Origin of the sequence: Cellulomonas massiliensis JC225 (assembly GCF_000312005.1) — a bacterium.
Lineage (GTDB): Bacteria > Actinomycetota > Actinomycetes > Actinomycetales > Cellulomonadaceae > Cellulomonas > Cellulomonas massiliensis.
The window spans coordinates 1256914-1270170 of the sequence record NZ_HE978588.1 but is presented as its reverse complement, the minus strand read 5'-3'; the positions used below and the strand labels follow the sequence as shown (position 1 = coordinate 1270170).

The 13257-nt window shown below is 75.9% G+C and carries 12 protein-coding genes; 7 read left to right on the top strand and 5 right to left on the bottom strand.

Annotated features, from left to right (window positions below; translation table 11 throughout):
* On the bottom strand, positions 1-1114 hold a 1114-nt coding region (locus tag HGCM_RS17190; protein WP_019135955.1), incomplete at its 3' end, for an Rv3626c family coenzyme F420 biosynthesis-associated protein.
* Between the two features lie 31 nt (positions 1115-1145).
* Positions 1146-2558, bottom strand: a complete 1413-nt coding sequence (gene dacB, locus HGCM_RS05975) for a D-alanyl-D-alanine carboxypeptidase/D-alanyl-D-alanine endopeptidase (protein WP_019135954.1) — start codon at positions 2556-2558, stop codon at positions 1146-1148.
* A gap of 152 nt (positions 2559-2710) precedes the next feature.
* On the opposite strand from dacB, the gene HGCM_RS05970 reads away from it, so the two are divergent.
* Complete coding sequence (locus HGCM_RS05970; RefSeq protein ID WP_019135953.1) at positions 2711-3208, top strand: inorganic diphosphatase; 498 nt, start codon at positions 2711-2713, stop codon at positions 3206-3208.
* Positions 3209-3303: 95 nt separating this feature from the next.
* On the top strand, positions 3304-4854 hold the full coding sequence (locus HGCM_RS17185; protein ID WP_019135952.1) for an HNH endonuclease: 1551 nt from the start codon (positions 3304-3306) through the stop codon (positions 4852-4854).
* A gap of 31 nt (positions 4855-4885) precedes the next feature.
* Here HGCM_RS17185 and HGCM_RS19080 read toward each other — a convergent pair whose 3' ends face one another.
* Positions 4886-6508: a C40 family peptidase gene (locus tag HGCM_RS19080; protein ID WP_246119432.1), complete on the bottom strand. Its 1623-nt coding sequence runs from the start codon at positions 6506-6508 to the stop codon at positions 4886-4888.
* 547 nt (positions 6509-7055) lie between these two features.
* On the opposite strand from HGCM_RS19080, the gene HGCM_RS05955 reads away from it, so the two are divergent.
* From HGCM_RS05955 to HGCM_RS05945, 3 genes are all read left to right on the top strand, one after another.
* Positions 7056-8375, top strand: coding sequence for a bifunctional o-acetylhomoserine/o-acetylserine sulfhydrylase (locus HGCM_RS05955; protein ID WP_019135951.1), 1320 nt, complete (start codon positions 7056-7058; stop codon positions 8373-8375).
* Between the two features lie 116 nt (positions 8376-8491).
* A complete protein-coding gene (metX, locus tag HGCM_RS05950; RefSeq protein WP_147572709.1) occupies positions 8492-9733 on the top strand; it encodes a homoserine O-acetyltransferase MetX in 1242 nt (413 codons plus the stop codon).
* A complete protein-coding gene (locus HGCM_RS05945; protein WP_019135949.1) occupies positions 9733-10458 on the top strand; it encodes a maleylpyruvate isomerase N-terminal domain-containing protein in 726 nt (241 codons plus the stop codon). Before metX ends, HGCM_RS05945 begins: the two co-directional genes overlap by 1 nt.
* On the opposite strand, the gene HGCM_RS05940 is transcribed toward HGCM_RS05945, so the two are convergent.
* Positions 10407-10856: a hypothetical protein gene (locus HGCM_RS05940; RefSeq protein WP_019135948.1), complete on the bottom strand. Its 450-nt coding sequence runs from the start codon at positions 10854-10856 to the stop codon at positions 10407-10409. The two genes, HGCM_RS05945 and HGCM_RS05940, sit on opposite strands and share 52 nt — an antisense overlap.
* Before the next feature lie 109 nt (positions 10857-10965).
* On the opposite strand from HGCM_RS05940, the gene HGCM_RS05935 reads away from it, so the two are divergent.
* The gene (locus HGCM_RS05935) at positions 10966-11919 is read left to right on the top strand and encodes a zinc-binding dehydrogenase (protein WP_019135947.1); all 954 of its coding nucleotides are present in this window, start codon (positions 10966-10968) and stop codon (positions 11917-11919) included.
* Between the two features lie 10 nt (positions 11920-11929).
* Positions 11930-12952 carry an alpha/beta hydrolase gene (locus HGCM_RS05930; protein ID WP_019135946.1) on the top strand — a complete coding sequence of 341 codons (1023 nt, stop codon included), beginning with the start codon at positions 11930-11932 and terminating at the stop codon, positions 12950-12952.
* 22 nt (positions 12953-12974) lie between these two features.
* On the opposite strand, the gene HGCM_RS17170 is transcribed toward HGCM_RS05930, so the two are convergent.
* Positions 12975-13257 (bottom strand): restriction system modified-DNA reader domain-containing protein (locus tag HGCM_RS17170; protein WP_503089896.1); only part of this gene is annotated, 283 nt, incomplete at its 5' end.

Below are 13257 nucleotides of genomic sequence, written 5' to 3'. Positions count from 1 at the left end.
AGCCGTGCACGCGCGCGACCCACGCGGCCGGGTCGGAGACCTCCGCGGGCGTCGGCAGGTGCTCGGGGCCGGCGAACACCGCGTTGAGCCCGTCGCGCCCGACCCGGCGCCGCACGCCCCGGACGAACGCCGCGCCGTCGCGGTACTGCGCGAGCTTCGCGTCGAGCCCGAGCAGGCGCCGCAGGAGGCGGTCCAGGCCCTTGGACCGCGCCCCCTCGTCCCGGCGGGCCTCGAACGCCCGACGGATCTGGCGGACCGTGGGCACGACCGACGGGCCGACGTCGTCCATCGCCACGTCGGCGTGCCCCTCGAGCAGGGCCATGACGGCGCCGACCCGCTCGAGCACGTCGCGCTGGTCGGGGTTCAGCACGTCGAGCACGCCGCCGCCCCCGTTGCGCAGCGCCGCGCGCACGGCGGCCAGCAGCTCGCCCAGCTGCGGGCCCGCGCCCCCCTCGTCGTCGGGCGCGAGGTCGCCGAGCAGCTGCGCGGCGCGGTCGCGCAGGTGACCGGCGAGCCACGGCGCGGCGGCGAACTGCAGAGCGTGCGTCTGCTCGTGCAGCGCGACCCACAGGCGGAAGTCGGACGGGTCCACCTGCAGCCGGCGCTCGAGCTGCCACACGTTCGGGGCGACGAGCAGCAGCCGGCCCTGGTCGGGCTCGGTCCACGGGTCGAACTGCCCGAGCACCTTGCCGGACAGCAGCGCGAGCACGCCACCGACCTGCGCCGCGGCCGCGAGGCGCGCACCCGCCGACGGCGTGCCGGCCCGGGCGAGCGGCCCGGCCATCGTCGCGAACATCTGGGTGTTGGCGCGGGCCCAGCCGGCCCGGTCGACGACGAGCACCCGCGAGACGTCGGCGGGCGCGGACCCGTCCGCCGGGGTGAGGCCCGTGGTCTCGGAGGCGTGCGTCGCGGCGCGACCCGCGACGTCCCGCAGCTCGGCGACGAGCGCCTCGAGCTCGGTCCGGTCCGCGGTGCGTCCGGCGGGTGCGAGGCGTGCGGCGAACCGGGCGGCGGCCTCCCAGTCGACCGGTCCGCGGGAGGGGTCCGGGCGCGCCGGATCCTCGGGCGCGCCGCCAGAGGGGTCGTGCTCGGCCGGCCCGGTGCTCACGTCCACGTGCTCACGGTAACCGTGCGCCACCGTGCGCTCAGGCGCAGCCGCAGCCCTGGACGCGGGAGACGAACCCGTCGATGGCCGCGCGCGGTCCCCACTGGCCGCCGTCGGGCGTCTTGTCGGCCATGACGACGAACACGAGCTGGCGGCCGTCGGCGTCGAGAGCGGTGCCCGCCAGCGAGGTCACGTGCGGGAGGGAGCCGGTCTTGGCGCGGACGAACCCGCGCGCGTCGGACTGCGTGTAGCGGTCCGACAGGGTCCCCGAGAGGCCGGCGATGGGCATCCCCGTCGCGACGTCGCGCAGCAGGGGCTGCGCGGGGTCCGTCGCCAGGCGCAGGAGCCCGACGAGCGTCGTCGGGCGCAGCACTGATCCGTCCGCCAGCCCGGACGCGTCCTCCAGGTGGGCGCCCGTGACGTCGACCCCCTTCGCCTTGACCGCGTGCAGGACGGCCTGCGTGCCGCCCTGGAAGCTCGCGGGCAGGTCCGCGCCGATCGCGACGAGGCGCGAGACGACCTCGGTGATCGTGTTGTCGGACGTGTCGAGGAAGTAGTGCACGATCCGGTAGAGCGGCGCCGACTCGACGGCGCCGAGCTGGCGCGCCCCCGTGCGGGCCGTGCCGCGGGACGGCTCGCCCGAGACGCGGACGCCCGCCTTCTCGAGCTGCTGCGCGAACGTCCGGGCGGCGCTCATCGCGGGGTCGGTGAACCGCGGGGGGTACTCCTCGTCACGCATCTTGGCGATGTGCACCGCGAGCGGGCTCACCGGCGCGACGTACCCGAGCGCCAGGTTGTCCGGGTCCCACCGCGGGTTCACGCGCGGGCCGGAGAACAGGGTGTCGTCGACGCGCAGGCGCACCGAGGTGACGCCCTCCAGCTGCAGGGCCCGGGCCGTCTGCTCCGCGAGGTCGCCGAGGCCGGCGTGCCCGTCGACGAGGGCGGGGTCGCCCGCACCGGGCGCGAGCATCATGTCGCCGCCGCCGACGAGCACGACCTCGTCCCCCGAGCCGCGCACGACGGTCGTGCGCAAGGTCGCCGTCGGCTCGAGCGTGCTGAGGGCCGCGACGGCCGTGACGAGCTTCGCGGTCGACGCCGGCACGTGCGCCACGTCGCCGCGGTGCTGCGCGAGGACCTCGCCCGTGAGCTGGTCGGCCACCACCACGCCCGTCCGCCGGCCCATCCGCTCGTCCTCGACGAGCGCGTCGACGAGCCGCTGGAGCTCCGCGCCGGCCGGGACGGGCGCCTGCGGGTCGAGGGCGTCGAGCGCCGCGGCCGGCTCGACGGGCGTCACCGCGCCGGGGGCCGTCGGGAACGGCGCCGGGTCGGCGGGCGGCGGGTCCAGCGTCAGGACGCCCGGCACCAGGTCGCGGACGTCGGCGGTCGCGTAGGCGCCGGCGGCGAGCACGAGCACGAGCGCACCCGTCGCGACGACGCGCCCCGCTGTGGCCATGATCACCTGCTCACGGGTCCGAGCGGGGGGCGCGGCTCGCCCCCGGGTGCGTCAGACTACTGTCCGAGACGACGGCGCCCCGACTACGGCGCGCGCCACCACGATGCGTCGCCGGCGCTCCAGGCCCCGGGCGACGAGGGGCGAGGAGAGCAGTGGAGTTCGACGTCACGATCGAGATCCCCAAGGGTCAGCGCAACAAGTACGAGGTCGACCACGTCACCGGTCGTATCCGCCTCGACCGGATGCTGTTCACCTCGACCCGCTACCCCGACGACTACGGCTTCATCGAGGGCACGCTCGGCGAGGACGGCGACCCGCTGGACGCCCTCGTCCTGCTCGAGGAGCCGACGTTCCCCGGCTGCCTCATCCGCTGCCGTGCGCTCGGCATGTTCCGCATGCGCGACGAGGCCGGCGGCGACGACAAGGTGCTGTGCGTCCCCACGGGCGACCAGCGCGCCGCGTGGCGCCAGGACATCGACGACGTCTCCGACTTCCACCGCCTCGAGATCCAGCACTTCTTCGAGGTCTACAAGGACCTGGAGCCGGGCAAGTCCGTCGAGGGCGCGCACTGGGTCGGCCGCGCCGAGGCCGAGGCCGAGATCGAGCGGTCGCGCCAGCGTGCGATCGACGAGGGGCACACGCAGCACTGAGGCGGCGCTGCCGGTGCGCGTCCGACGTGCACCGGCGGGTGCCCGCGATCCGGACATACCTCGCTTTTCGAACACGTGTTCGATAGGGTCGATGCATGATGACGGGGCTCGCTGACGAGGTGCGCGCGCTCCGCGCGCTGCTCGCCCGCGGGAGTCATGCCGACGCGCTCCCGTCGCCGGCCGGCCGCGCCGCTGCGCCGGTCCCGCCGGGAACGACGAGCGCCGCGGACGAGGTCCAGCGCCACCTGGAGCTCGTCGACGAGCTGGAGCGGCTCAAGGGCGCGGCGAGCGCCCTGCAGGCACGGCTGGCCGTCGCCGTCGACGCGAGCCGCCGATGCCAGGAGGCGCGCGGCGGGATCCCGTCCGGGCGGCGGGGTCGCGGCGTCGCGCTCGAGCTGGCGCTGGCTCGCGGGGAGTCGCACCACCGCAGCCGCGTCCTGCTGGGCGCGGCGAAGGCGCTGGTGCGCGAGATGCCCTGGACGTTCGCCGCCCTCGCGGCGGGGGAGGTGACGGAGCACGAGGCGGTGCAGCTCGTCCGCGAGACCGCCTGCCTCTCCGTCGAGGCCCGTGCCGACGTGGACGCCGCCGTCTGCCGGACCCCTCCCCGCGCCCGTGGCCTGGGCTCGCGAGCGCTCGTCGCCGAGGCGCGCCGCCTGGGCGCCCGGCTGGAGCCGGCCTCGCTCGTGCGCCGCGCCCGGCGGGCCGAGTCCGAGCGGTGCGTCACCGTCCGTCCGGCGCCCGACGCGATGGTGTACCTCACGGCGCTGCTGCCCGTGGCGGCAGGGGTGCAGGTGTTCGCCGCCCTGCGCGCGGCGGCCGACTCCGCTCGCGCGACGGGCGCGGACCCGCGAGGACGCGGCCAGGCCATGGCGGACCTGCTCGTCGAACGCCTCACCGGGCGCTCGGACGCAGCGGCCGTCCCCGTGACCGTGAACCTGGTGATCTCCGACTCCGCGCTGCTGGGCTCCGGCAGCGAGCCGGCGGTCGTGCACGGGTACGGGCCCGTTCCCGCGCAGGTCGCGCGCACGATGGTGGCCCACGGGCTCGACGCCGACGCCGCCTGGCTCCGGCGTCTCTACGCGACGCCCGAGGGAGACCTCGTCGCCGCGTCGTCACGCCGCAGGTTCCACCGCGACGGCCTCTCCGGCCTGCTGCGGGCACGCGACCAGGGCATCTGCCGGATGCCGTACTGCGACGCGCCCGCACGCCACGTGGACCACGTCCGGCCGGCCGCGTCGGGCGGTCCCACGAGCGCCGACAACGCTCAGGGCCTCTGCGAGGCGTGCAACCTCGCCAAGGAGGTGGCCGGGCTCCGGGCACGCGTCGAACCGGGCGGAGGGCGGCACACGGTGGTGACGACGACAGCGTCCGGCACCGTCCACCGTTCGGTGGCTCCTGCGGCGCCCCTCCCGATCCACCCGGTCGACCACCACTCGTCCCGGCCGCGGCGCCGAGCGAGGCGCCGACCCGCGGGCCGTGCCCGACCCGGACGGGCTCGGAGCGACGCGGGGCGCTCCCTCCGCTCACCGGCCCGCCCCCGGGAGGACGAGCGCTCAGCGGTGCACGACGCCTTCGAGGCGGTGGTGCTCCGTGCGCTCGGCGCTGCCGCGCCGACCGACCGGCGGGGCGGCGCCGGTCCAGCCTGACGGGGCCGTGCCGTCGGGCGGCAGCGGCTGGTCAGGCGCGGCCGGCGAAGGGCATGGTGTTGGCCCAGCGCATGGCCGTGAGGCGCAGCGGCACGCCCGGGCGCGGAGCCTCGACGATCTGGCCGTTCCCGGCCCACATGGCGACGTGGTAGATCGCCATCGGGTCCTTCGGGTTCGTCGTCCAGAAGACGAGGTCGCCCGGGCGCATGTCGTCGTAGGCGATCTTCTTCACGCCGACGTACTGCTGACGGCTCGTGCGGTTGATGTTCACGCCCGCCGCCCGGTACGACATCATCGTCAGCCCCGAGCAGTCGTAGCCGTCCGGGCCCGCACCGCCCCACACGTAGGGCAGCCCGATCTTGGTCTTCGCCCAGGCGAGCGCCGCCTTGGCCTGCGCCGCCGAGGCGACGCTCCGGCCGGTGCCGAGGCCGTACGGGTCGGACGACGAGCCGGAGCCGCCGGAGCCGGAACCACCCGAGCCGCCCGGGCCGGAACCACCCGAGCCGGATCCACCCGAGCCACCGGAGCCGGAACCACCCGAGCCCGAACCGCCTGAGCTCGAACCGCCAGAACCCGAGCCACCCGAGCTCGAACCACCAGAACCCGAGCCGCCCGAGCTGGAGCCGCCAGAGCCCGAACCACCCGAGCCGGAACCACCCGAGCCGGAACCACCCGAGCCGGAACCACCCGACCCCGAGCCACCCGACCCACCGGAGCCGGAACCGCCGGAACCCGAACCGCCCGAGCCGCCCGAGTGGGAACCACCGGAGCTGGAGCCGCCCGAGCCGCGGTCGTCCTCCTCCTGCTGCTGCTGCTCGCGCTCCGCGCGGGCGCGCGCAGCCGCCTCCGCTCGGGCCCGGCGCTCGGCGTCGACCTGGTCCTGGCGGTCGCGCTCGACCTCGGCGGAGGTGTGGCGGGCGGCGGCCAGCTGGTCGATCAGCTCGTCGCGCTCCACGCGGCCGGCGCGCGCGGCGTCGTCGGCGGCGTCCGCGAGCTGCTGGGCGTGCACGAGCGCGTCGGACGCCCTCCGCTCGGCGGCGTCCGCGTCGGCGGCCTCGCGGTCGGCGCGCTCCTGCATGGTGCTCGCGACCAGCTGCGCCGCGCGGTAGCGCTGCACCGTCTGGTCGGCCTTGCCGGTGAGCCGGTCGAGCGCGGTGGTGCGGTTGGCGACGTCGGCGAACCCGTCCGCGGAGAGCAACGACTCGATGAGGTCGGCGGAACCGCCGGACCGTGCCATCTCGCGCGCGAGCGCGACGAGCTCGCGCCGGGCCTGCTCCGCGTCGGCCTCGGCCTGCTGCGCCCGCGCCGCGGCGGCCTCCGCGCTCTCGCGGGCCGCCTGCGCGTCCACGGTCGCCTGCGTGTACGCCTCGCCGGCCTGCATGACGTCCTGCTCGGCGGCGTCCTGCTCGGCGGCGAGCTCCGCGAGCCGGATCTCGACCTGCGCGACGGACCGGGTCGCGTCGTCGACCGCCTGGCGCGCGTCGCGGACGTCCTGGTCGGTCGTGGGGGGCGTCGGGTCGGCCGCGGCGACGTCGGCGGCACCGGTCGCGAGGGCACCGACGAGGACGAGCGCCGCGAGGCCGGCCGGCAGCCGTCGCCCGGGCAGGGCCGGCGCGAGCGCGCGACCTCTCGTCGTACGGGTGCGTCGTGCCACCGGTGCTCCTCGTTCCAGCTCGGGCGGGATGGGCCGCGGGTGGTCACCTGCCGCCGCCGTGGACGCTACCGGCGCGAACCTCAGAAGTGAACAGTTGTCACAGCAGTCCCAGGAGTCACATCCGTGTGCTTCTGGACCAAACGGACATCCTGCGGCCCTCATCACCCGTTCGGCCGAGAGCGCGGCGGGCTCCGGCCCCGTCGCGACGGGGCGCGGAACGCCCCAACCACCGCAAGCCGGGGGAAACCCTGCTCCGGACATCGGCACCGCGACGGCCCCGGACCAGCGCCGGAGGACGAGATCTCGTCATGCGAGACGTCGATTCCACAGTGAGGGACGGCCGCCCTATGCTCGCCGACATGTCCCGCCGAATGTGTCGCTGACCAGCGCACGCTCGGCTGTGCCCGCGGCCAGGTCGCCGCAGGGCCGGCGTGGTCCCTGAGGGACCCGCCCAGCCACTCACCCGTGCGCCACTGCACCCCTCGCGGGGCGGACGTCGGCGCTGCCCGTGCTCCCCGCGGACCCACCCCGCCCCAAGGAGCACCCGATGAGCAACGAGAACTGGAACTTCGAGACCCGTCAGGTCCACGCCGGCCAGCAGCCCGACCCGACGACCGGCGCCCGCGCGCTGCCGATCTACCAGACGACCTCCTACGTCTTCCCGGACGCCGCGACGGCGGCCAAGCGGTTCGCGCTCGCCGAGCTCGGCCCCATCTACACGCGCATCGGCAACCCCACCCAGGAGGTCGTCGAGAACCGGATCGCCAGCCTCGAGGGCGGCGTCGGCGCGCTGCTGCTGGCCTCGGGCCAGGCGGCGGAGACGTTCGCGATCCTCAACGTCGCGGAGGCGGGCGACCACGTCGTCGCGAGCCCGTCGCTGTACGGCGGCACGTACAACCTGCTCCACTACACGCTGCCCAAGCTGGGCATCGAGACGACGTTCGTCACCGACCCGCACGACCCGCAGGCCTGGAAGGACGCGATCCGCCCGAACACGAAGCTGTTCTTCGCGGAGACCATCCCCAACCCGAAGTCGGACGTGCTCGACATCGAGGCCGTCGCGGGCGTCGCGCACGAGTACGGCGTGCCGCTGGTCGTGGACAACACGGTCGCCACGCCCTACCTCATCAACCCGCTGAAGTGGGGTGCCGACGTGGTCGTGCACTCGGCCACCAAGTACCTCGGCGGCCACGGCTCGGCGATCGGCGGCGTCATCGTCGACGGCGGCACGTTCGACTACGCGGCGTACCCCGACCGGTTCCCGAACTACAACCAGCCGGACCCCTCCTACAACGGGCTCGTCTTCGCCCGCGACCTGGGCGTCGGCGGGATCTTCGGCGTCAACCTCTCGTTCATCCTCAAGGCGCGCGTCCAGCTGCTGCGCGACCTCGGCTCGGCGGTCAGCCCGTTCAACGCGTTCCTCATCGCGCAGGGCATCGAGACGCTCTCGCTGCGCGTCGAGCGGCACGTCGAGAACGCGCAGAAGGTCGCCGAGTGGCTCGAGGCGCGCGAGGACGTCAACCACGTGCACTACGCGGGGCTGGAGTCGAGCCCGTGGCACGCCCACCAGGTCAAGTACGCCCCGCGCGGCGCAGGGGCGGTGCTGGCGTTCGAGATCGAGGGCGGCGCCGACGCCGGTCAGGCGTTCGTCTCGGCCCTGGAGCTGCACTCGAACGTCGCGAACATCGGCGACGTCCGCTCGCTCGTCATCCACCCGGCGTCGACGACGCACAGCCAGCTGACGCCCGAGGAGCAGGCGCTGTCCGGCGTCACCCCCGGGCTCGTCCGGCTCGCCGTGGGCATCGAGCACATCGACGACATCCTGGCCGACCTCGAGGCGGGCTTCCGGGCCGCCAAGGGCGCCTGACCGTGACCGCCGGCGGCTCGCCGCACGCCCGGGCAGGGGCCGACGACCTCGTCGTCGGGTCCCAGGTCCCGGACGCCGCGCGGGCCGCCGGCGGCGGCTCCCTACAGTGGGATGCGATGTCTGACGAGCGCGCGCAGGACCCGTTCGACGCCGCCCTGCGCCCCCGTGGCCGGGCTGCCCGCAGCCGCACGATCGGCTCGCGCGACCCGCTGCCCGCTCGCCCGCCGGTCCGCGCGACCGCGGCGTGGCGCGAGGGCGACGCGGTGGGCCGCCGGCAGTTCGCGGACCTCGGCCCCTTCGCGCTGGAGTCGGGCGGCCGGCTGCCGGCGGTGCGGCTCGCGTACGAGACGTGGGGCGAGCTCGACGAGGACGGCTCGAACGCCGTGCTCGTCCTGCACGCGCTCACCGGCGACTCGCACGTCACGGGCCCCGCCGGCGAGGGGCACCCGACCCCCGGCTGGTGGCAGTCGATGGTCGGCCCCGGCGCCCCCATCGACACCGACCGGTACTTCGTCGTCGCCCCGAACGTGCTCGGCGGCTGCCAGGGCTCGACGGGCCCGGCGTCGACGGCGCCCGACGGGCGCCCGTGGGGCAGCCGGTTCCCGCTGCTCACCGTGCGCGACCAGGTCGCCGCCGAGCTGCGCCTCGCCGACCTGCTGGGCATCGACCGCTGGGCGCTCGTCATCGGCGCGTCGATGGGCGGGCTGCGCGTGCTGGAGTGGGCCGCCTCCGCGCCCGAGCGGGTGGAGTCCCTGGCGGCGATCGCGACCACGGCGCAGACCTCCGGCGACCAGATCGCCGGCTTCCACACGCAGCTCGCCGCGATCCGGGCGGACCCCGGGTACCGCGACGGCGACTACTACGACGCCGGCGACGGCGAGGGCCCGCACGTCGGGCTCGGCATCGCGCGGCAGATCGCGCACCAGACGTACCGCAGCGCCGAGGAGCTCGACGCCCGCTTCGGCCGCATCCCGCAGGGCGCCGAGGACCCGCTGGAGGGCGGCCGGTTCGCGGTGCAGTCGTACCTCGACCACCACGGCGACAAGCTCGCGAGGCGGTTCGACGCCAACACCTACGTCGTGCTCACGCGCTCGATGATCACCCACGACCTCGGTCGCGACCGCGGCGGCGTCGAGGCCGCGCTCGCGCAGGTGACCGCCCGCGCGCTCGTCGTCGCCGTCGACTCGGACCGGCTCTTCCCCGTGGAGCAGTCGGAGCGGATCGCGGCCGGCATCCCGGGCGCCGGGCCGGTGCGCCTCGTCCGCTCGGCGTTCGGCCACGACGGCTTCCTCATCGAGGAGGACCAGGTGGGCCGGCACGTCGCCGACTTCCTCTCGGAAGGGGTCCGGACGCGCTGATGGGCGCCGCCGAGCTCCGCGCCGCGTCGCAGGCCCTGCGCGCCCAGTGGGACCGGCTGCGCCCGTGGCTCCGCGACGTCGTCGACGACGACGCGGCCGCGCACCCCTCGGTGCTGGACGGCTGGAGCGTGGCCGACCTGGTCGCCCACGTCGGCCGGGCGATGGACGCGCTCACCGCCTGCTCTCCCCTGCCGGCGGGCACGGTCCCGCTCTCGCTCGGCGAGTACCTCGGCACCTACGCCGGCCGGGCGGCGGAGATCGCCGAGACGACGCGCACCCTGGCGGCGCAGGTGGCCGGCGACCCGCTGCGGTGGGCCGACGAGCAGGCCGCCGCGGCGTTCGCCCGGCTCGACGCCCTCGGCCCGTCGGACCTCGTCGTGCAGGCGCGGCGCGGGCCGGTCCTGCTGAGCACCATGACGACGTCCCGCGTCGTCGAGCTCGTCGTGCACGCCGACGACCTGTGGCGCTCGGTCCGCCGCATCCCGGGCGCCGGCCCCGGCGAGGACCCCGTCGACCGGGAGGCGCTGGCGTTCGTCGCGGGCGCGCTGCTGACCCTGGTGCACGAGCGCGGCGGCTGGGACCTCGAGGTCGACGACGCGCGGGCGTGGGTCCGCCTGGCGACGGGCCGCGAGTCGTACGACGTCGACCTGCTGGCGCGGGCCCTGCGCCCGCGCTACACCTCCGACGCCGTGCCCGACCTGGGGCGCGTCCTGCCGCTGCTCTGAGCCGCCTCGCGCCGCGCGGCGACGAGTGCGTGCGCGTCGGCCCGGAAGAAGGCGTGCGAGGCGGGCAGCCACAGCAGCACGAGCACGACGACGCCGAGGACGAGGTCGCCGATCGTCCACGCGTCGACGCGTCCGCCCGCCAGCGCCCGCACCGCCACGGTGACCTGCGCCAGCTCGACGAGCGTGACGAGCGCCCGCGCGCTGCGCCACCCCGCCAGCACGCCGTAGGCGACGACCACGGTCACCACGCCGGCGGCGACGGACAGCCACGCCGACGGGTCGGTGAGGTCCGAGTCCAGCGGGCCGATGCCGCTCCACACGGAGACGAACCCGGCGAGCAGGGTGAGCAGCCCGGCGACCGTCACCGGGACGGGTCGCACGTCCGCGATCGTCGCCACGCGCACCTCCTCGCCGCCGGACCTCACCCGATCATGCCGCGGCAGCCGGCGGCGGCGGTACCGGGAAGTCCCAGGTGAGCACCGAGGTGCCGACGGCTACCGTGGCGACGTGATCGCCGCCTACGCCGCCCGCTTCGCGCCCGACGACCCGGTGTCCGCCCTCGAGGTGGGTGAGCGCCCCGAGCCGGAGGCCCGCCAGCACTGGACGACGGTCGACGTGCGCGCGGCGTCCCTCAACCACCACGACCTCTGGTCGCTGCGCGGCGTCGGCCTGCGCGAGCAGCAGCTGCCGATGATCCTCGGCACCGACGCGGCGGGCGTGACCCCGGACGGGCGGGAGGTCGTCGTCCACGGGGTGGTCGACGGCCACGGGGTGGGTCCCGACGAGCCGCGCACGCTGCTGTCCGAGCGGTACCCGGGCACACTGGCGGAGCGCGTCGCGGTGCCCACGTGGAACCTCGTCGACAAGCCGGCCGAGCTGTCGTGGCACGAGGCGGCGTGCCTGCCGACGGCCTGGCTGACGGCGTACCGGATGCTGTTCGTCGTCGGCGGGGCGACCCCGGGCTCGCGCGTGCTCGTGCAGGGTGCCGGCGGCGGCGTCGCGACCGCCGCCGTCGTGCTCGGGGCGGCAGCCGGCGTCGAGGTGATCGTCACCGGTCGTGACCCCGAGCGGCGCGAGCGAGCGCTGCGCCTCGGTGCCGCGGCGGCCGTCGAGCCCGGAGCGCGGGTCCCGCGCGTCGACATCGTCCTCGAGACCGTGGGGAGGGCGACGTGGTCGCACTCCATGCGGTCGGTCAAGGCGGGCGGCGCGATCGTCGTCGCCGGGCTGACGACCGGCGACCCCTCCCCGGCGGAGCTCACGCGGGTCTTCTTCCACGAGGTCCGGGTGCTCGGTGTCACCATGGGGCGCAAGGAGGACCTGGAGCACCTGCTCGCGTTCGTCGCACGCACCGGCGTCCGGCCGCCCGTGGACTCGGTGCACCGGCTGGCCGACGCGCGGACCGCCATGGCGTGCCTCGCCTCGGGGGAGCACGTCGGCAAGGTCGTCGTCGAGGTGGTGTGAGGGAGGTGCCGTGACCGCACCCACGGGCGTCGACGCCGCGGCCGCGTGGTCCGCGGGCACGCTCAGCGCCGACGAGTGGCGCCCCGACGTCCTCGGCGACGGCTTCGAGGCGCTCCTGCTGCCGCTGCGGCCGGACGACGAGGGCGACGTCGTCGCGACGCTCGTGCGCTACCGGCCCCCGACCGACGAGACCCTGCGGCCCGTGCGCGCGGTGCTCTACGTGCACGGGTGGTCCGACTACTTCTTCCAGACCGGGCTTGCGCAGCACTGGAGCTCGACGGGGGCCGCGTTCTACGCCCTCGACCTGCGCAAGTACGGCCGCAGCCTGCGCGGGCACCAGACGCCGGGGTACGTCGACGACCTGTCGACGTACCACGAGGAGATCGAGGCGGCGCTGGACGTCGTGCGCGGCGCGGTCGGCCAGCACGGCCGGATCATGCTCATGGGCCACTCGACCGGCGGCCTCGTGGCGGCGCTGTGGGCGGACCGGAACCCGGGCCGGCTCAGCGGTCTGGTGCTCAACAGCCCGTGGCTGGAGCTCCAGGGCTCCTCGCTCCTCCGGCACCTGTCCGCGCCGGCCGTCGCGCAGCTCGCCCGGTTCCAGCCGAAGGCGCCGCTGCCGAACATCGACCCCGGGTTCTACGCCCGCACGCTCGACGCGACGACCGGCGGGGAGTGGACCTACGACACGACGTGGCGCCCGACGCCGTCGTTCCCCGTGCGGGCCGGCTGGCTCGCCGCCGTGATGACCGGCCACGCGCTCGTCGCCCGGGGGCTCTCGATCACGACGCCCGTGCTCGTGCAGCTGTCCGCGCGCTCGCTCATCAGCCCGCGCTGGAACGAGCAGATGCGCAGCGCGGACATCGTGCTCGAGGTCGACCAGATCGCGCGGCGGGCCGTCCAGCTCGGCCCCGTCGTGACGGTCGTGCGGATCCCCGACGGGCTGCACGACCTCACGCTGTCGGCGCTGCCCGCCCGCACGCGGTTCTACGCCGAGCTCGACCGCTGGACCGCGACGTACGGCTGGTCCTGAGCGGCCCGCGCCGGGCGTCGGCTCACGGCCGCGTCGCCTCCAGCAGCGACGGACCGGTGTCGCCGAGCCGCCACGACCGCCAGCCGTCCGCGCCGTTCTCGGCGTCGATCGCGGCCGCGGCGGCGGCGTCCGGGTCCGCGAACACCCGCCCGTCGGCGAGCTCGACGAGGCCGTCGGCGCGCAGCCGCGCCTGGTGGCGCTCGCCGCGACGCTCGCGCACCCACACGAGCGGCTCGTCGGCTCCGCGCGCGGCCGCCAGCCGGGCGAGCGTCGGGTCGGGCCGCGGCACCGCGGGGACGCCCTCC